This window comes from Solwaraspora sp. WMMD791 (genome assembly GCF_029581195.1).
Classification (GTDB): Bacteria; Actinomycetota; Actinomycetes; order Mycobacteriales; family Micromonosporaceae; genus Micromonospora_E.
Genome location: NZ_CP120737.1, coordinates 1635357 through 1653899, shown reverse-complemented (window position 1 = coordinate 1653899; position 18543 = coordinate 1635357). Strand labels below are relative to the sequence as shown.

Genomic DNA, 18543 nt, shown 5'->3' with positions numbered 1-18543 from the left:
CACGATTTCGTTACATCGAAGATACTGATCGTTGTGTTGCCGGTCACGGTCGCCCCGACGGGCGGTCGCGACCGGTAGGACGACCACCCCACCGCCGCGTCCACCGGTGGCGTCAACCGCTGCCGCCCCGGTGCCCAGCGGCCGAACTGCGCAGGGAGACAGGACCGCCGTGGCACCACCTCAGGGACAGATGCGCCCCGGGCGGCAGCTCGCCGCTCTCGGGCTCATCTTCGCCGTCCTCTACCTTCTGGTGTTCTTCGCCGGAGCGAGCGGCAGTTGGCAGGAACGGCTCGAGCCGAAACTCGGCCTGGACCTGATCGGCGGCACCCGGGTCACCCTGGAGGCCACCACCGAGGACGGCAGCGCGCCGCCGGCCGCCTCGCTGGAGCAGGCCCGCGACATCATCGAGAACCGGGTCAACAGCCTCGGCGTGTCCGAGGCGGAGGTGGTGACCGAGGGCGACCGCAACATCGTCGTGTCGCTGCCCGGCCAGAACCGCGACCTCACCGAGATCGGTAACGCCGCTGAGCTGCGCTTCCGCAAGGTGCTCAAGGCGACCGACGGTGGCGAGCCGGCGCAGCCGCAGGCCAGCCCGAGCCCGAGCGAGGCAGCCGAGGGCGGCGAGTCGCCGGCACCGGGGGACTCCCCGTCGCCGGACCCGGCGGCGTCCCCCGAGGCCGAGGCCGAGGCGAGCCCGTCGGCCGGCGGCGAGGGCGGCATGGCCCAGCCGGATCCGAGCGCGTCGCCCGACCCGAGCCCCAGCGCCGGCACCAGCCCGTCGGCGACGCCGGCCCCCGACGCCACCGACGACGGCCCGGCCGACCTGGCCGCCGTCCAGGCCAAGGTGGGCGAGGCCGCCTGGGCCGCCGCGACCGGCCTGCAGGCCCCGGCCGACTTCAGCGCCGACCCGTCGCTGGCCGACACGCTCGCCCCGTTCGGCGAGCTCACCCCGGCCGAGGTACGGGTGCTGCCGGCCACGGTGCAGTACAACGTGCCGTACGTGACCTGCGACAAGCTGCTGCTGCGCCAGGCCGGCTCGATCCGGGACGAGTCGCAGCAGGTCGTCGCCTGCGAAGGGCTGATCAAGTACTTCCTCGACGAGGCCAAGGTGGTCGGCACCGACGTCAGCGACGCCAGTGGCGTGGTGGACCAGACCACCGGCCAGTGGGTGGTCAGCCTCAACTTCACCGGCTCCGGGCAGCGGGCCTGGACCGAGCTGACCCGCGAGGCGTTCAACAACACCGACCAGGAGTGCGACGCCAGCGCGCTCGGCCAGGACGGCAAGTGCCGGGTCGCGGTCGTGCTCGACAACGAGGTGATCTCTTCACCGGAGATCCAGGGTGTGCTCACCGGTGACTCGCAGATCACCGGTGACTTCACCGGTGCCACCGCCAACGAGCTCGCCAGCAACCTGCGCTACGGTGCCCTGCCGCTGACCTTCGAGCAGCAGGAGGCGCAGAGCATCTCCGCCACCCTCGGCACCGAGCACCTGCGGGCCGGTCTGCTGGCCGCCGGCATCGGCATGCTGCTGGTCGCGGTCTACTCGTTCTTCTACTACCGGATGCTCGGCATCGTCATCTTCCTCAGCCTGATCCTGTCGGCGCTGCTGGTCTTCGGCGCGCTGGTGGTGCTCGGCCGGCAGATCGGCTTCACCCTCACCCTGGCCGGGATCGCCGGTCTGATCGTGTCGCTCGGTGTCGCGGCCGACTCGTTCGTGCTGTACTTCGAACGCCTCAAGGACGAGATACGCGAGGGCAGGAGTCCGCGCAGCGCCGTACCCCGGGCCTGGATCCGGGCCCGGCGGACGATCATCTCGGCCAATGCGATCACCCTGATGGCCGCCGTCGTGCTCTACATCGTCTCGGTCGGCACGGTGAAGGGCTTCGCCTTCGCCCTCGGCCTCGCCACCGTCCTCGACCTGGTCGTGGTGTTCCTCTTCCGGCACCCGATCATGTCGATGCTGGCCCGGACCAAGGCGTTCCTGTCGCCCCGGGTCAGTGGCCTCGGCCGCGCGGTGAAGACCGAGGACGAGACCCCGATCCGCAACCCGCGCGTCAAGGAGGCCTGAGATGAGCAGCGGATTCGCTGGCCGCCTCTACCGGGGCGAGGCCAATCTCCCGATCATCCCGCGGCGCAACACCTGGTTCGTGATCGCCGCTGTCGTCATCGTCCTGTCGATCGCCAGCTTCGCGATCCGGGGCTTCAACCTCGGCATCGACTTCCGGGGCGGCAACGAGTTCCAGGTGCCGTCGAGCGTCGGCACCCTGCTGGAGGCCGAGGACGCCCTCGACGCCGAGCTCGCCGAACTCGACACCGCCGAGCCGCTGGAAGTGGTCTCCGGCCAGGAGGTCGGCGGCACCACCTACCTGTTCCGCACCGGCGAGCTCGACTCCACGCAGACCGAGGCGTTCAAGCAGGGGCTCGCCGAGCGGCTCGGCATCGAGCAGGAGGCGATCAGCGACAGCCGGGTCAGCGGTGCCTGGGGTGGTCAGGTCACCCAGCGGGCGCTGCTCGGCCTGCTGGTCTTCATGGTGCTGGTCACCATCTACCTGGTGCTGCGCTTCGAGGCGCGGATGGCGATCGCGGCGGTCATCGGCCTGGTGATCGACCTGGTGCTGACCGCCGGTATCTACTCGGCGTCCGGCTTCGAGGTGACCCCGTCGACGATCATCGGGTTCCTCACGATTCTCGGTTTCGCGCTGTACGACGTCGTCGTGGTCTTCGACAAGATCCAGGAGAACACCCGCGGCGTCACCGGCGGCAGCAACCAGACCTACGGGGAGGCCGCGAACCTCGCCGTCAACCAGACCCTGATGCGGTCGATCAACACCTCGATCGTGGCGTTGCTGCCGGTCGGTGGTCTGCTGTTCATCGGAGCCGGCCTGCTCGGTGCCGGCACGCTCAAGGACCTGGGTCTGGTGCTCTTCGTCGGTATGGGCGCGGCCTTCTTCGTGTCGATCTTCGTCTCCTCGCCGCTGGTGACGGTGCTCAAGGAGCAGGAGCCCAAGTACAAGCTGCACGCCCAGCGGGTGCAGGCCAAGCGGGCCTCGTTGGCCGAGCGCGGGCCGACCCGTCGGGCCGCCGCGCGTACCGAGGCGGCCACCGGTGACGAGGCGGCCGTCGCCGACACCGCCACCGACGCCCAGGCCGACGAGGCGCTCGCCGGCACCGCGCCCAAGGCCGGTGCCCGGCCCGCCGGCAAGCGCCAGTCCGGTGGCGGCCGGGGCGGCCGGCCGGGTGGCGGCGGCAACCGGAAACGACCCAGCGGCGCGAAGCGTCGCTGACGCACCAGAGGTAGACATATCGGCCGGTACGGGCACACCAGCGGTTCCGTAGGGGTGCCCGTACCGCCCACCACGCGGCACAATCCGTGAGGAAAGGGACGCAGGTGACGCAGACCCCCTCGGTGGCAATCGGGGACAGCGGACCCGAGGCTGCCGCACTGGTGGCCAGCCGAGTGCTCGACGTACCCGATTTTCCCAAGCCCGGCATCGTGTTCAAGGACCTGATGCCGCTGTTCGCCGACGGTCCGGTCTTCCGTGAAGTGATCGACGGCATCATCGCCCACCACGGGGCGGACTCGTTCGACGTGGTCGCCGGCATCGAGGCCCGCGGCTTCGTGCTCGCCGCCGCGATCGCCTACGCCACCGGCACCGGCGTGGTGCCGGTCCGCAAGGCGGGCAAGCTGCCTCGCGCGTCGTTCGCCGCCGCGTACGCCCTGGAGTACGGCGAAGCGGTGCTGGAGGTGCACCAGGACGCCTTCACCGCCGGCCAGCGGGTCCTGGTCGTCGACGACGTGCTCGCCACCGGCGGGACCGCCGGGGCGACCCTCGACCTGGTGGAACGCGCCGGCGGTACGGTGTCCGGTTTCACCGTACTGTTGGAGTTGGGGTTCCTTGCCGGCCGGGAACGGCTGGCCCCCCGCCCGGTGCACGCGTTGTGGCGGGTGTGACCTTCCCCCGCGTACGGTGATCCGTTCGTCACGACCGGCCCGGCTGGCGGGCACGGCACAGGCCGGACGGGTAATATTGCGGTCCCTGTCAGTCAGGGGCGGTTCCCCCTGGCTAGCGCGGCAGCAGTCCGGCCGGATACGGTCGGCTCACATCCGGCAGAGGTGAGGGAGGCCGGTGTCCTACGACGTCACCCCTTCCGTGGAGGGCACTGTGCAGCCGACTGGCGAGGTCGACCCGACTACGGGCGTGGCCAATGGCGCGGCTACGCCGCCGGTGACACCGGGCAACGGGGCAGCTCCGACCGCGAACGGCACCGCCACCGGCAATGGTGCGGCCACCGGCCCGAACGGACACCCGGTGGACGCCGTCAACGGCGTCGGTGCGGGTGCCCCGGCCAGCGCGGCGGCGGAACCGGTCGGTAACGGGTTCGGCTTCTCCGGCGCGCCGACCGGGCGGCGGGTTCGGGCCCGGCTGGCCAGGTTCAACGCGCCCTGGCAGACGCCGCACATTCCCGAGGTGCTGGAGCCGTTGATCGCCACGCACCGGCAGAGCCACCCGAAGGCGGACCCGAAGGACCTGCAGCGCGCCTTCGACGTCGCCTCGAAGTGGCACTCCGGGCAGTTCCGCAAGTCCGGTGACCCGTACATCACCCATCCGCTGGCGGTCGCGACGATCCTGGCCAACCTCGGCATGGACACCACGACCCTGGTCGCCGCGCTGCTGCACGACACGATCGAGGACACCGGTTACCCGCTGGAGCAGATGCGGGTGGACTTCGGTGGCGAGGTCGCGCTGCTGGTGGACGGGGTGACAAAGCTCGACCGGGTCAAACTCGGCGATGCGGCCAAGGCCGAGACCATCCGCAAGATGGTCGTGGCGATGGCGAAAGACCCCCGGGTCCTGGTGATCAAGCTGGCCGACCGGCTGCACAACATGCGGACCCTGACCTTCCTGCCCAAGGCCAAGCAGGAGCAGAAGGCCAAGGAGACGTTGGAGATCCTGGCGCCGCTGGCCCACCGCCTGGGCATGAACACGGTCAAGTGGGAGCTGGAGGATCTGGCCTTCGGCACGCTGTTCCCGAAGCGGTACGAGGAGATCAACCGGCTGATCGGCGAGCACCAGCCGCAGCGGGACACCCAGCTGCGCAAGGTGACCCAGAAGGTCCAGGTCGACCTGCGGGCAGCCAAGATCAAGGCAGAGGTCACCGGGCGTCCGAAGCACCTCTACTCGATCTACCAGAAGATGATCGTGCGGGGGCGCGACTTCAACGACATCTACGACCTGGTCGGTGTGCGCATCCTGGTCGACACTGTCCGTGACTGCTACGCCGCTCTCGGTGTGATCCACGCGAACTGGCAGCCGGTTCCCGGCCGGTTCAAGGACTACATCGCGATGCCGAAGTTCAACATGTACCAGTCGCTGCACACCACGGTCATCGGGCCGACCGGTAAGCCGGTGGAGATGCAGATCCGGACGTACGCGATGCACCGCACCGCCGAGTTCGGCATCGCCGCGCACTGGAAGTACAAGGAGCTCAAGGGCGCGACCGTCGTCGGCCCGCCGGCCCACATCGACGAGATGACCTGGCTGCGGCAGCTGCTGGACTGGCAGCGGGAGGCGAGCGACCCGAGCGAGTTCCTCGACGCGCTGCGCTTCGACCTGTCCAGCCAGGAGGTGTACGTCTTCACCCCCAAGGGCGACGTCATCCCGTTGCCGACCGGGTCGACCCCGGTCGACTTCGCCTACGCAGTGCACACCGAGGTCGGGCACAAGTGCATCGGGGCCCGGGTCAACGGCAAGCTGGTGCCGTTGGAGTCGACCCTGTCCAACGGCGACGTGATCGAGATCTTCACGTCGAAGTCGGCGACCGCCGGCCCGACCCAGGACTGGCTGGGCTTCGTCAAGAGCCCCCGCGCCCGCACCAAGATCAGGCAGTACTTCAACAAGGAACGCCGTGAGGAGGCGATCGAGACCGGCAAGGACGCGATCGCCAAGGCGATGCGCAAGCAGGGCGTGCCCCTGCAGCGGATGCTCACCACCGACTCGTTGATGGCGATCGCCCGTGACCTGCATCTGGCGGACGTGGCGTCGCTCTATGCCGCCGTCGGTGACAGCCAGGTCTCGGCGCAGACGGTCGTGCAGCGGCTGATGGCCAGCCTCGGTGGCGAGGAGGGCGCGGCGGAGGACCTTGCCGAGACCGCGGTGCCGACCCGACCGCACCGGATCCGCCACTCCGGCACCGACCCCGGCGTGGTCGTACGGGGCGTCGACGACGTCTGGATCAAGCTGGCCCGGTGCTGCACCCCGGTCCCGCCGGACACGGTGTTCGGCTTCGTCACCCGCTCCGGCGGCGTGAGCGTGCACCGCGACGACTGCGTCAACGCCGAGGACCTGCGGGTGCAGGAGGAGCGGCTGGTCGAGGTCACCTGGAAGCTGACTTCGGCGTCGACGTTCCTGGTCGCCATCCAGGTGGAGGCGCTGGACCGGCACAAGCTGCTGGCGGACGTGACCCGGGTGCTCTCCGAGGAACGGGTGAACATCCTCTCCGCGACGGTCACCACCACCCGGGACCGGGTGGCGGTCAGCCGGTTCTCGTTCGAGATGGCCGACCCGAAGCACCTGGGCCACCTGCTCAACGCCGTCCGCAAGGTCGACGGGGTGTTCGACGCCTACCGGGTCACCTCCGGCTCCTGAGATCCCGCCGGCTCTCCGGCACAGACGCCATCGGGTCCGGTTCCCGCGTCGGCGTACCGACGGAGGAACCGGACCCGGTGGTCCGCAGGCTGACCGCTACCGCGGCACGGTCACTGCGGTTCGCTGACGGTCAAGCTGTTGATCAGGATGTCGTTGTTGGGGTGACCGCCGCCGGGGGACGGGTCGAACGCGCCGTCGTGTCCGGCCTCGGTCGCCTCCTGGATCACCTCGAGACCCTGAGTGACCTGCCCGACGACCGTGTAGTCGGGGCTCAGTTCGACGTCCTGGTAGATGAAGAAGAACTGGCTGCCGTTGGTGTCCGGACCGCTGTTGGCCATCGCCACCACCCCGGCCGGGTAGGCGGGCCGGTCGTCGACCGGCAGGTTCTCGTTGGCGTACTGGTAGCTCGGCCCGCCGGTGCCGTCGCTGTCCCGGTACCCCTCGCCGGTGGCGCTCGGGTCACCGCACTGCAGCATGCCCGGGAACATCCGGTGGCACTTGGTGTTGTCCCAGAACTGGTTGCTCGCCAGGTGGCTGAAGCTGGCCGCCGTGCACGGCACCTCGGCCAGGTTCATCGTCACCTGGACCTCACCGAAGTTGGTGTCCAGCGTGATCACCTGGGTGCCGGTGTCCGGTGGGGTGGTGGTCGGCGGCAGTCCCACGTCCTTGACGGTGGGGCTGCGCTGCTCGGCGGGGATCTCGTTCCACACGCAGGTGGTGCCGGCCGGATCGCTGTCGGCCTGCGGGGTCTCGGTCTCGTCGTCGCCGAGGCTGGCGACCAGCCACACCGTGCCGGCCACGACGAGCAGCAGGGCGACACCGGCACCGATACCGGCCTGCAACTGGCGGCGCTTGCGGGCAGCCGCAGCGCGCTCGGCCATCTCCTTTTCGAGGCGGGCCCGAGCAGCGGCCCGCTGCCGCTCCCTGGTCGACGTCACGGTGGTCCTCCTGGAATCGGGTTATCTGGTGCTGACTGTCATCGTCAGGACGCGGTGCTGGCCGACGGGTCCGGTTCCGGGCTGGCCGACGGGTCCGGTTCCGGGCTGGCCGACGGCGACGGCTCTTCGACCGGCTCGCCGACGGTCAGACTCTGGATGACGACGTCGGTCTCCGGCTTCACCTGCGCCCCGCTGCCATTGTCCACCCGGGGGAGCGCGCCGATCTGGTCGACCGTGGCCATGCCGGCGGTGACCTTACCGATGATCGGGTAGCTGGGGAACTCGGTGGTGAAGTCCTTGAAGAAAATCTTGAACTGACTGCCATTGGTGCCCTGCGGCACGCCGACCGCGACCACCGTACCGGCCGGGTAGAGCGGCGGCTGGTCCGCCGGATCCACGGTCGGGTCCGCCGACGGGTCCACCTGCGGTGCGACCGGCACGTTCTCGCTGAAGTACGAGTACGTCGGCCCGCCCTGCCCGGTGCCGCTCGGGTCGCCGCAGAGGATGGCGCCCTCGTCGGTGATCTCGTGGCAGGTGGTGTCGTCGAAGAAGTTACGGCTGGCCAGGTGGGCGAAGTTGGCAGCCGCGCAGGGGGCGGCGGCCAGGTCGAGCTCCACGGTGATCGGCTCACCGATGCTGGTGGTGATCGTCATCGGCTGGACGCCACGGTTCGGCGGGTTGACGGACTCGGGCGTCCCGACGTCGGTCAGGTTGCTGTTGGCCGCCGGGTCCTGCGGCGTCCAGGTGCAGGTGCTGCCCGCCTCCGTGGTGGTCTCCGGCTCGCGGTCGAAGGCACCGAGGGCCCAGGCCGAACCGGCGGTGATCACCAGCACCGCGAGGCCGGCACCCAACCCGGCGCGGATCCGCCGCTTGCGCCGCGCGCTGGCGGCACGCCGGGCCATCTGCCGGTCGAGCTTCGCCCGCGCCAACTTGCGCTGCCGGTCCCTGCTGGAAGCCACCCGTGCTCCCCTTTCGTGTTCGTCCCCGCGTCCAGTGGCGGGCGCGCCGGATCCGGGCGCCTTTGCGGTGCGCCACGCCACATGCCCGCCAGAGTGTACGGGTATCCGCTGGGAAATTGTTGTATGAGGTCCGCTCCGTATCCAATCGGAGATCATCATTGTGACGGATGCGTCTGCCGGTGTGCGCGCCGGCCCGGCAGGTGTGCCACCGCACGTCCGGTGCCACCGACCGTTAGGCTCGGCCACGGTGCTGCCCGACCCGTCGTGCGGGCAGGCCGGGAGGAGGCAGGGGCGTGCTCATCACTGGTTTCCCGGCGCAGGCCTTCGGCACCAACTGCTATCTGGTGGCGACCGGGCCGGGCGAGCAGTGTGTCGTCGTCGACCCCGGCATCGGCGTACTGGACCAGCTGGAGCAGGCACTGGACGAGTACCGGCTGCAGCCGGCCGCCGTGCTGCTCACCCACGGCCATCTCGACCACACCTTCTCGGTGGCGCCGGTCTGCGGGGCGCGGGGTATCACCGCGTACGTCCATCCGGGCGACCGGGAGATGCTCGCCGACCCGGCCAAGGGCCTGTCGGCCGACCTGACCGCGATGTTCGGCGGTCGGCTGCCGTACAGCGAACCCGACGACGTGGCCGAACTGACCGACGGCGCCACGCTGCTGCTCGCCGGCCTGGAGATCAGCGTCGACCATGCCCCCGGCCATACCGGCGGATCGGTGCTGTTCCGGCTGCCCGGCACCGGCTCGCCCTGGGAGGCCGAGCAGGTCTGCCTCTCCGGTGACGTGCTGTTCGCCGGCTCCATCGGCCGCACCGACCTGCCCGGCGGCAGCATGCCGTCGATGATGACCAGCCTGCGCGACAAGATCCTGCCGTTGGCCGACGACACCGTGGTGCTCCCCGGCCACGGCCCGGCCACCACCATCGGCCGGGAACGCGTGAGCAACCCGTACCTCAAGGAGGCCGCTGGCGGCGACACCGCCGCGCCGGCCCGCCGTACCGGACTGTGACAAGGACGCACCTGATGAGCAAGCCCCGGCCGATCTCCGGCTTCCCGGAGTGGCTGCCCCCGCAGCGGATGATCGAGCAGTACGTGATCGACCGGCTGCGCCGCACCTTCGAGCTGTACGGGTTCGCCCCGCTGGAGACCCGCGCGGTCGAGCCCCTGGACCAACTGCTGCGCAAGGGGGAGACCTCGAAGGAGGTGTACCTGCTGCGTCGGCTGCAGGCCGATCCGGACGCGCAGACCGGCGACGACGCCCTCGGGCTGCACTTCGACCTGACCGTGCCGTTCGCCCGCTACGTGCTGGAGAACGCCGGCAAGCTGCAGTTCCCGTTCCGCCGCTACCAGATTCAGAAGGTGTGGCGCGGGGAGCGACCGCAGGAGGGCCGTTACCGTGAGTTCCTGCAGGCCGACATCGACATCGTCGACCGCGACGAGTTGGCGCCGCACCACGAGGCCGAGCTTCCGTTGATCATCGGTGACGCGCTGGCGAGTCTGCCGATCCCGCCGGTGCGGATCCAGGTCAACAACCGCAAGGTCTGCGAAGGTTTCTACCGGGGGATCGGGTTGACCGATCCGGACGCCGCGCTGCGGGCGATCGACAAGCTCGACAAGCTCGGCCCGCAGCGGGTGGCCGAGCTGCTGATGAGCACGGCCGGTGCCAGCGAGAGCCAGGCGAAGGCCTGCCTGTCACTGGCGGAGATCTCCGCGCCGGACGCCTCGATCGACGACGCGGTGCGCGGCCTCGGTGTCGCGCACCCGCTGCTCGACGAAGGGCTGGCAGAGCTTGTCGCGGTGCTGCAGACGGCGGCCGCGCACGCGCCCGGCCTGTGCGTCGCCGATCTGCGGATCGCCCGAGGGCTGGACTACTACACCGGTACGGTCTACGAGACCCAACTGCAGGGGTACGAGCGGTTCGGCTCGATCTGCTCGGGGGGCCGCTACGACGATCTCGCCTCGGCCGGGGCGGACCGCTTCCCTGGGGTGGGCATCTCGATCGGGGTGTCCCGGCTGCTGGGGCTGCTGTTCGGTGCCGACGCGCTGTCGATCTCCCGCCCGGTGCCGACCTGCGTGCTGGTGGCGCTGCCGGCCGAGGCCGATCGGCCGGCCGGCAACCGGGTGGCCGACGCGCTGCGCCGTCGGGGGATCGCGGCCGAGGTGTCACCGTCGGCGGCCAAGTTCGGCAAGCAGATCCGGTACGCGCAGCGGCGCGGCATTCCGTACGTCTGGTTCCTCGGGGTGGACGGCGAGCCGGACAGCGTCAAGGACATCCGGTCGGGGGAGCAGGTCGCGGCGGCGGCCGACGCCTGGCTGCCGGCCCCGGGAGATCTCGCTCCGGTGGTCTCCGGCCCGGCACCGATGACCTCCGGGTCAGCGACATAGCGGACAACCAATCACGTTAGCCGTAATTCCGCTGGGAGAAGTGGCGGCGACGGCAGCGGATAACCTACGGTTGCGTAAGTTACGTAGCCGTAGGTTGTTGTCGTGTTGGGAGAAAGTCGTTGACCGTCGCCGCCACCGCCCCGATGTCCCAGACCGCGCTGCTCATCGAGCTCGAACCGGTGGTCGCCGACAACCTCAACCGGCATCTCGGTCTGGCCAAGGAGTGGTTCCCGCACGAGTACGTGCCGTGGAGTGAGGGGCGCACCTTCGACGGACTGCTCGGCGGCGAGCCGTGGTCGCCGACCGACTCGCAGATCCCCGACATCGCGCGGACCGCGCTGATCGTCAACCTGCTGACCGAGGACAACCTGCCGTCCTACCACCACGAGATCGCCAGCCTGTTCGGTCGCGACGGTGCCTGGGGTACCTGGGTGCACCGGTGGACCGCCGAGGAGGGGCGGCACGGCATCGCCATCCGTGACTACCTGACCGTGACCCGGGCGGTCGACCCGGTGGCGTTGGAGCGGGCCCGGATGGAGCACATGTCCAACGGGTACGCCAACGTCCACGGCGACGAGGTGCTGCACTCCCTGGCGTACGTGTCGTTCCAGGAGTTGGCGACCCGGATCTCGCACCGCAACACCGGCAAGGCCACCGGTGACCCGCACTGCGAGCGGCTGCTCGCCCGGGTCGCCGCCGACGAGAACCTGCACATGATGTTCTACCGCAACCTGCTCGGCGCGGCGTTCGAGCTGGCGCCGAGTCAGGCGATGCGGGCGGTCGCCGACGTGGTCGCCGACTTCCAGATGCCCGGTGCCGGGATCGACGGCTTCGCCCGCAAGTCGGTGGCGATCGCCCTGGCCGGCATCTACGACCTGCGTCAGCACCGCGACGAGGTGCTCGCGCCGGTGCTGCGCCAGTGGGACATCTGGAACGTCACCGGGCTGGACGCCGACGGTGAGGCGGCCCGGGAGCAGCTGGCCGCGCAGATGGACCAGCTGGAGACCGCCGCCGCGCGGTTCGAGGCCCGTCGCGAGGAGCGCCGCGCCCGCGGCCGCTGACCTGCGGGTACGGCCCGGCCGACGGCCACCAGGAAACAGCCCAGCCTGCTGACACGCAGCGTACGGCCCGCCTCACCGAACGTTCAGGTTCGCGGTGAGGCGGGCTTAACGCGTTGGAAATCGATACGTCGAGATTCGTGAAACTCCGCCTCCCTACGTTTCGTGGCACCCACAACTTCGGCTGAAGGGGAGTTGGATGCCACGACGCTTCCGGGGCGGCCTCGCCGCACTCTGTATATTGTCGACATTGGTCGCCGCGACCGCCTGTGCCGAGGACCCCACGTCCTCGGGTGGCGGCGCTGACTCCGACACCATCAAGGTCGGCATCCTGCACTCGCTGAGCGGCACCATGGCCATCAGCGAGGTCACCGTACGCGATGCAGAGTTGCTCGCGATCGAGGAGATCAACGCCGCCGGCGGCGTACTGGGCAAGCAGATCGAACCCGTCGTCGAGGACGGCGCCTCGGACTGGCCCACGTTCGCGGAGAAGGCACAGAAACTCATATCCCAGGACAAGGTCGCCACCGTCTTCGGTGGCTGGACGTCGGCCTCGCGCAAGGCGATGCTGCCGGTCTTCGAGCGCAACAAGGCGCTGCTGTGGTACCCGGTGCAGTACGAAGGGCTGGAGAGCTCGCCGTACATCTTCTACACCGGAGCGACCACCAACCAGCAGATCGTGCCCGGCCTGGACTACCTCAAGGAGCAGGGCCACCAGACGATCTTCCTGGTCGGCAGCGACTACGTCTTCCCGCGCACCGCGAACAAGATCATCAAGGCGTACGCCGAGGCCAACGGGATGCAGGTCGTCGGCGAGGAGTACACCCCGCTGGGCCACACCGAGTACAGCACCGTGGTCAACAAACTCCAGCAGGCCAAGCCCGACGCGGTCTTCAACACCCTCAACGGTGACAGCAACGTCGCCTTCTTCAAGCAGCTGACCAGCGCCGGCATCACCGCCGACACGATGCCGACCGTCTCGGTCAGCGTCGCCGAGGAGGAGGTCGTCGGCATCGGCCCGGAGAACGTCGCCGGACACCTGGTGGCCTGGAACTACTACCAGACCACCGAAGGCGAACGGAACACCGCCTTCGTCGAGGCGTTCAAGGCCAAGTACGGCGCCGAGAAGGTCACCTCCGACCCGATGGAGGCCGGCTACAACGCCGTCTACCTGTGGGCCGCCGCCGTCGAGGCCGCCGGCACCACCGAGGTCGAAGCCGTCAAGGAAGCCGCCGGCGGGATCAGCATCGACGCCCCCGAAGGCAAGGTCACCATCGACGGCGACAACCAGCACGTCTACAAGACGGCCCGGATCGGCGTGGTGCAGCCCGACGGCCAGATCCAGGAGGTGTGGAACTCCGGCGAACCCATCAAGCCGGACCCGTACCTGACCGGGTACGACTGGGCCGAAGGCCTGTCCTGACCGGTCGGTAGCAAGCGGAGGGAGGTGCCCGCCATGGCGGTACTCAACCAACTGGTCATCGGCGCGAGCATCGGAGCGGTGCTGCTCCTGATCGCGCTGGGCCTGACGTTCACCTTCGGGCAGATGGGCGTCATCAACATGGCCCACGGGGAGTTCATCCTGGCGGGCGCCTACACCGCGTACATGCTGCAGGGGCTGGTCGGGGCGCAGGCCGTCCCGACCGCCCTGCCGGTCGCGTTCCTCATCGCCGGCACCATGGGCCTGATCCTGGAACGCCTGGTGATCCGGCGCTTCTACGGTCGGCCCCTGGACACCCTGCTGCTCACCTTCGGCGTCAGCCTGATCCTGCAGCAGCTCGCCCGGGACATCTTCGGTGCGCCGAACGTGCAGGTCACCGCGCCCGGCTGGCTCACCGGCGGGATCGACGTGGCCGGCGTACGGCTGCCGTACAACCGGATCTTCATCATGGTCCTCGCGGTCGCCTGCGTGGTGGCGATCTCGCTCTACCTCAGCAAACTCTCGTACGGCCGACGGATGCGGGCGGTGATGCAGAACCGTCAACTCGCGGCGGTGACCGGGGTGGCGACCCACCGGGTCGACCAGCTCACCTTCTTCATCGGCTCCGGCCTGGCCGGCGTCGCCGGGGTGGCGCTGACCCTGATCGGCCCGGTCGGGCCGTCGCTGGGCACCTACTACATCGTGGACGCATTCCTCGTCGTCGTGGCCGGGGGGCTCGGGCAGCTGCGCGGCGCGGTCATCGCGGCGATCGCCCTCGGCGTCATCAACAGCTATGTCGAATTCTGGACCGATGCCAGCCTCGCCAAGGTGGTGGTCTTCGCGGTGATCGTGGCCTTCCTCCAGTTCCGTCCACAGGGCATGTTCGTCCTCCGTTCCCGGGCGCTGACATGAGCGCCGCCCGTACGCCCGGTGCCGTCACCCGGCCGGCCGCCCGCTTCACCGCCCGCCCGGCCGCCCGGTGGCCCGGCCCGGCCGTCTTCGTCACCGTCGGCGTCGTGCTGCTGGTCGTCGCGCCGCTGGCGCTCAGCCCGTTCCGGCTGGACCTGCTGGCCAAGTACCTCTGCTACGCCATCGTCGCGGTCGGCATCTACCTGGCCTGGGGGCGCGGCGGCATGCTCACCCTCGGCCAGGGCGTCTTCTTCGGCCTCGGCGGCTACGCCATGGGCATGTACCTCAAACTCGCCGACGCCGGCGAGGGCAACCTGCCCGACTTCATGGTGTGGAGCGGGGTGGAGACCCTGCCGGCGATCTGGGCGCCGTTCCGTAACCCGTTCTTCGCCCTGGCCATGGTGGTGGTGCTACCCACCGCCGTCGCGTTGATCCTCGGCACCCTGGTGTTCCGGCAACGCGTCCGGGGCGCCTACTTCGCCGTACTGTCCCAGGCCCTGGCCGCCGCGTTCGTGATCCTGCTGGTCGGCCAGCAGGGCCTCACCGGCGGCACCAACGGCCTGACCAACGTCCAGTTCTTCTTCGGCCTGGACCTGTACGACCCGGCGCAGAAACGGATCGTCTACTACGTCTGCGTCGGCGCGCTCGGCCTGGTGTTCCTGGCCGCCTGGCAGCTCACCCACTCCCGGTTCGGCAAGCTGCTGGTCGCGATCCGCGACGGCGAGGACCGGGTCCGGTTCCTCGGCTACGACCCGGCCGTGGTCAAGACCCTGGTGTACGCCCTGTCGGCGGCGATGGCCGGAATCGCCGGCGCGTTGTTCGTGCCGGTGGTCGGTATCCTCGGCCCGGCCGACCTGGGTGTGGTGCCGTCGATCGAGATGCTGGTCGCGGTCGCCATCGGCGGGCGGTTCTCGCTGGTCGGTGCGGTCGGCGGGGCGATCCTGTTCAACTACGGCAGTACGGTGCTCAGCGAGCAGTGGCCGTCGGGCTGGCTCTACCTGCTCGGTGGCCTGTTCATCGCGGTGATGATGTGGGCACCCCGGGGCCTGGCCGGGCTGCTCGCCGACGGCTGGTCGGCGGTACGGCACCGCTGGCCCGGCCGGTCCACCGGCGGCCCACCGGGCGCGGCCCCGGTCTCGCCGGCCGCCGGCGACATCTCGGCGCCCGCGCAGGCGCAGCCGACCGCGACCGCTTCGGTCGGAGGTGACCAGCGGTGAGCGGCAAACTGGAGGTCCGCGACCTGAACGTGGTCTTCGACGGGTTCCGGGCGGTCACCGACCTGAGCCTCACCGTCGAGCCGGGTGAACTGCGGTTCCTGATCGGGCCGAACGGTGCCGGCAAGACCACCCTGATCGACGTCGTCACCGGCCGCACCCGGCCGGCCTCGGGGTCGGTGCGGTTCAACGGTGAGGAACTGGTCGGCCGGCGCGAACACCAGATCGTCCGGCTCGGCATCGGCCGTACCTTCCAGACGTCGGTGGTGTTCGAGCAGCTCACCGTCCTGGAGAACCTCGACCTGGCGGCCAGTTTCCGCCGGCCGCTGGTCGGCCTGCTGCGTCGCCGCCGGGGCGTGTCCGACGAGGTGTCGCGGGCGTTGGAGACCACCGGTCTGGCCGACCTGGCGTTCGCCCCGGCCGGGGTGCTCTCCCACGGTCAACGGCAGTGGCTGGAGATCGGCATGCTGATCGTGCAGCAGCCCAGCCTGCTGCTGCTCGACGAACCGGTGGCCGGGATGAGCCGCAGCGAACGGGACCGCACCGGCGAGCTGCTGCGCGAGGTCGCCAAGGACCACACCGTGATGGTGATCGAGCACGACATGGAGTTCCTGCGCCGCTTCGCCAGCACCGTCACCGTGCTGCACGAGGGCACCCTGCTCTGCGAGGGCACCGTCGCCCAGGTGCAGGCCGACCCCCGGGTGCAACAGGTCTACCTCGGCCGTGCCCGGGAGGAGAACACCGAACCCGTCGCTCAGGAGGCGTCGCCGTGACCGCCATGCTCACCGTCGAGGGCCTCGACGTCTCCTACGGCCGGGCCCAGGTGCTCTTCGGGGTCGACCTGCAGGCCCCGGCCGGCGCGCTGGTCTGCGTGATGGGCCGCAACGGGGTCGGCAAGACCACCCTGCTGAAGGCGATCACCGGGGTGCTGCCGGTGCGCGCCGGCCGGGTCACCTTCGAAGGCCGCGACATCACCAAACTACGTACCCACGAGCGGGTCCGGCTCGGGCTCGGCTACGTGCCGCAGGGCCACGAGACGTTCCCGCAGTTGACCGTCGCGGAGAACCTGCAGGTGGCGATCGAGGCGGCCGGGACCGACAAGGCGGCCCTGGACGAGGCCCTCGACCTGTTCCCGGCGCTGCGCGGTCTGCTGCGCCGGCGGGCCGGGTTCCTCTCCGGCGGCCAGCAGCAGCAGTTGGCGATCGCCAGAGCGCTGGTCACCCGGCCGAAGATGCTGCTGCTCGACGAGCCGACCGAAGGCATCCAGCCGTCGATCATCGTGGAGATCGAGGAGGCCATCGAACGGTTGCACACCGAGGCCGGGTTGGCGATCCTGCTGGTCGAGCAGTATCTCGAGTTGGCGCTGCGGCTGGCCGACCAGTTCGTCATCCTCGACGCCGGCGAGGTGGTCCGGGCCGGTGACAAGGAGGATCTGCGCGACGAATCGGTCCGCCAACTGCTGTCGGTGTGACCTGTGCCCCTCAGTGGGTCAGGTCGTCGGCGGTAGCTCGAACAGCAGGCAGGACGAGGTGGCGTGGGCGGCCAGCCGGCCGGCGGCGTCGGTCAGCTTCGCCTCGGCGTACGCGGTGCGCCGCCCGCGCTGCACAACGGTGCCCTCGCAGCGCAGCGTGCCCGAGGCGAGGGTCACCGGGCGCAGGAACTTCACGTTCAGGTCGATCGAGGTGTAGCTCGTCCCGGCCGGCAGCACCGAGTGCACCGCGCAGCCGGCTGCGGTGTCCAGCAGCGTCGAGATGATGCCGCCGTGCACCGTGCCCAGGGCGTTGTAGTGGAACTCCTGCGGCGTGAGCGTGGTGACCACCCGGCCGTGCTCGGGCTCCAGGCCTTCGAGGCCCAGCATCACCAGCACCGGTGGGGCGGGGATCTCACCGGAGGCCATCGCCCGCAGCTGGTCCAGGCCGTCGAGGCCGTTCAACGCGGCCAGCCGGACCGCCGCCGGGTCGGTCCACGAGAAGGTACGGCTGCGCTGCGTCGCGTCCGGTGCCGGCTGCTGAGTCTGCGTCATCATTGCAGGCTGTCAGCCGGTTGCTGGGTCTGTCAACGAGACCTAGGCTGGTGACGGTGAGACCTACCGCACTCGACTGGTCCATCGACAACTGCACCATCGCCCGCACCATGGAGATTCTCGGCGAACGGTGGACCGTCGTCGTGCTCCGCGAGGTCTTCAACGGCGTACGGCGCTTCGACCAGATGCGCGAACGCACCGGCGTTCCCCGCCAGGTGCTCACCAACCGGCTCGCCATGCTGGTCGACCAGGGCCTGCTGCGCCGGCACCCGTACCAGGAGCCGGGGGAGCGGCACCGCTACGAGTACCGGCTCACCGGCAAAGGCCTGGACCTGTGGCCGGTGCTGATCGCCCTGCTGCAGTGGGGTGACCGGTACTGCGCCGACCCGGACGGTTCGGCGCTGACCGTGGCCCACCGCGACTGCGGCGCCCAGGTCGGCGTGACCATGCGCTGCGCCGCCGGCCACGACCTGGCCAGCCCCCGCGACGCCCTGCCCCGGCCCGGCCCCGGTGCCCGCCGCCGCACCCCCGCAGCCCCGCCACCTGACGCCTGACGTCTGACGCCTGATGCCTACGCTGCGGGCGTGCACATCTCGCTCACCGCGATCATCGTCGACGACTACGACCCGGCCATCGCGTTCTTCACCAGCGTCCTCGGGTTCGAGCTGGTCGAGGACACCCCGTCGACGACCAACGACGGCCGCCCCAAACGGTGGGTGGTGGTGCGCCCGCCCGGTGCCGAGACCGGCCTGCTGCTGGCCCGCGCCGACGGCGACGCACAGCGGGCGGCGGTCGGCAACCAGGCCGCCGGCCGGGTCGGGTTCTTCCTGCGGGTCGACGACTTCGACGCCGCGTACCAACGGATGATCGACCACGACGTACGGTTCGTGACCGCGCCGCGCACCGAACCGTACGGCAAGGTCGTGGTCTTCCTCGACGTCGCCGGCAACCGGTGGGACCTGGTCGGCCCGGCCTGAGCGGTCGCTCCC

17 protein-coding genes are annotated in these 18543 nt (G+C 70.0%); 14 read left to right on the top strand and 3 right to left on the bottom strand.

The annotated features are described in order from the left end of the window. Nucleotides 1–169: 169 nt before the first annotated feature. The 4 genes from secD to O7623_RS07105 all read left to right on the top strand — a co-directional run bounded on the left by secD (nt 170) and on the right by O7623_RS07105 (nt 6647). On the top strand, nt 170–2068 hold the full coding sequence (gene secD, locus O7623_RS07120) for a protein translocase subunit SecD (RefSeq protein WP_282227793.1): 1899 nt from the start codon (nt 170–172) through the stop codon (nt 2066–2068). 1 nt (nt 2069) lies between these two features. Further along, nucleotides 2070–3284, top strand: a complete 1215-nt coding sequence (secF, locus tag O7623_RS07115) for a protein translocase subunit SecF (protein ID WP_282227792.1) — start codon at nt 2070–2072, stop codon at nt 3282–3284. Nucleotides 3285–3388: 104 nt separating this feature from the next. Continuing rightward, nucleotides 3389–3952, top strand: a complete 564-nt coding sequence (locus O7623_RS07110; protein ID WP_282227791.1) for an adenine phosphoribosyltransferase — start codon at nt 3389–3391, stop codon at nt 3950–3952. 175 nt (nt 3953–4127) lie between these two features. Further along, nucleotides 4128–6647: a bifunctional (p)ppGpp synthetase/guanosine-3',5'-bis(diphosphate) 3'-pyrophosphohydrolase gene (locus O7623_RS07105; protein ID WP_282227790.1), complete on the top strand. Its 2520-nt coding sequence runs from the start codon at nt 4128–4130 to the stop codon at nt 6645–6647. A gap of 110 nt (nt 6648–6757) precedes the next feature. Here the strand turns inward: O7623_RS07105 and O7623_RS07100 are convergent, their stop codons facing one another. Together O7623_RS07100 and O7623_RS07095 are read right to left on the bottom strand one after the other, a co-directional pair. After that, nucleotides 6758–7585 carry a peptidylprolyl isomerase gene (locus O7623_RS07100; RefSeq protein ID WP_282227789.1) on the bottom strand — a complete coding sequence of 276 codons (828 nt, stop codon included), beginning with the start codon at nt 7583–7585 and terminating at the stop codon, nt 6758–6760. A 44-nt stretch (nt 7586–7629) separates the two neighbouring features. Next, nucleotides 7630–8544, bottom strand: a complete 915-nt coding sequence (locus O7623_RS07095) for a peptidylprolyl isomerase (protein ID WP_282227788.1) — start codon at nt 8542–8544, stop codon at nt 7630–7632. Nucleotides 8545–8837: 293 nt separating this feature from the next. Between O7623_RS07095 and O7623_RS07090 the strand changes: the two genes are divergently transcribed. The 8 genes from O7623_RS07090 (at nt 8838) to urtE (ending at nt 17002) form a co-directional block, all read left to right on the top strand. Next, the gene (locus O7623_RS07090; RefSeq protein WP_282227787.1) at nt 8838–9554 is read left to right on the top strand and encodes an MBL fold metallo-hydrolase; all 717 of its coding nucleotides are present in this window, start codon (nt 8838–8840) and stop codon (nt 9552–9554) included. A 14-nt stretch (nt 9555–9568) separates the two neighbouring features. Continuing rightward, nucleotides 9569–10930, top strand: a complete 1362-nt coding sequence (hisS, locus tag O7623_RS07085) for a histidine--tRNA ligase (RefSeq protein WP_282227786.1) — start codon at nt 9569–9571, stop codon at nt 10928–10930. A 143-nt stretch (nt 10931–11073) separates the two neighbouring features. Beyond that, a complete protein-coding gene (locus O7623_RS07080) occupies nt 11074–11991 on the top strand; it encodes an acyl-ACP desaturase (RefSeq protein WP_282229343.1) in 918 nt (305 codons plus the stop codon). A 196-nt stretch (nt 11992–12187) separates the two neighbouring features. Next, nucleotides 12188–13411, top strand: a complete 1224-nt coding sequence (urtA, locus tag O7623_RS07075) for an urea ABC transporter substrate-binding protein (RefSeq protein WP_282227785.1) — start codon at nt 12188–12190, stop codon at nt 13409–13411. A 33-nt stretch (nt 13412–13444) separates the two neighbouring features. Beyond that, entirely contained in the window at nt 13445–14320 is an 876-nt protein-coding gene (gene urtB, locus O7623_RS07070; RefSeq protein WP_282227784.1) for an urea ABC transporter permease subunit UrtB, read from the top strand. Next, nucleotides 14317–15534 carry an urea ABC transporter permease subunit UrtC gene (gene urtC / locus O7623_RS07065; RefSeq protein ID WP_282227783.1) on the top strand — a complete coding sequence of 406 codons (1218 nt, stop codon included), beginning with the start codon at nt 14317–14319 and terminating at the stop codon, nt 15532–15534. Before urtB ends, urtC begins: the two co-directional genes overlap by 4 nt. After that, nucleotides 15531–16304 carry an urea ABC transporter ATP-binding protein UrtD gene (urtD, locus tag O7623_RS07060; RefSeq protein WP_282227782.1) on the top strand — a complete coding sequence of 258 codons (774 nt, stop codon included), beginning with the start codon at nt 15531–15533 and terminating at the stop codon, nt 16302–16304. The genes urtC and urtD overlap by 4 nt, the downstream gene beginning before the upstream one ends. A 5-nt stretch (nt 16305–16309) precedes the next feature. Continuing rightward, nucleotides 16310–17002 carry an urea ABC transporter ATP-binding subunit UrtE gene (gene urtE / locus O7623_RS07055; RefSeq protein WP_282229342.1) on the top strand — a complete coding sequence of 231 codons (693 nt, stop codon included), beginning with the start codon at nt 16310–16312 and terminating at the stop codon, nt 17000–17002. A gap of 18 nt (nt 17003–17020) precedes the next feature. On the opposite strand, the gene O7623_RS07050 is transcribed toward urtE, so the two are convergent. Then, complete coding sequence (locus tag O7623_RS07050) at nt 17021–17554, bottom strand: PaaI family thioesterase (RefSeq protein ID WP_282227781.1); 534 nt, start codon at nt 17552–17554, stop codon at nt 17021–17023. Between the two features lie 56 nt (nt 17555–17610). Between O7623_RS07050 and O7623_RS07045 the strand changes: the two genes are divergently transcribed. Further along, nucleotides 17611–18108 carry a helix-turn-helix domain-containing protein gene (locus O7623_RS07045; protein ID WP_282227780.1) on the top strand — a complete coding sequence of 166 codons (498 nt, stop codon included), beginning with the start codon at nt 17611–17613 and terminating at the stop codon, nt 18106–18108. A 30-nt stretch (nt 18109–18138) separates the two neighbouring features. Then, complete coding sequence (locus tag O7623_RS07040) at nt 18139–18531, top strand: VOC family protein (RefSeq protein ID WP_282227779.1); 393 nt, start codon at nt 18139–18141, stop codon at nt 18529–18531. Nucleotides 18532–18543 lie beyond the last annotated feature (12 nt).

Coding starts and splice junctions, on each gene's coding strand:
- secF (WP_282227792.1), top strand. CDS start 2,070: ATGAGCAGCGGATTCGCTGGCCGCCTCTACCGGGGCGAGGCCAATCTC.
- hisS (WP_282227786.1), top strand. CDS start 9,569: ATGAGCAAGCCCCGGCCGATCTCCGGCTTCCCGGAGTGGCTGCCCCCG.
- O7623_RS07080 (WP_282229343.1), top strand. CDS start 11,074: ATGTCCCAGACCGCGCTGCTCATCGAGCTCGAACCGGTGGTCGCCGAC.
- urtA (WP_282227785.1), top strand. CDS start 12,188: ATGCCACGACGCTTCCGGGGCGGCCTCGCCGCACTCTGTATATTGTCG.
- urtB (WP_282227784.1), top strand. CDS start 13,445: ATGGCGGTACTCAACCAACTGGTCATCGGCGCGAGCATCGGAGCGGTG.
- urtC (WP_282227783.1), top strand. CDS start 14,317: ATGAGCGCCGCCCGTACGCCCGGTGCCGTCACCCGGCCGGCCGCCCGC.
- urtE (WP_282229342.1), top strand. CDS start 16,310: ATGCTCACCGTCGAGGGCCTCGACGTCTCCTACGGCCGGGCCCAGGTG.
- O7623_RS07050 (WP_282227781.1), bottom strand. CDS start 17,554: ATGACGCAGACTCAGCAGCCGGCACCGGACGCGACGCAGCGCAGCCGT.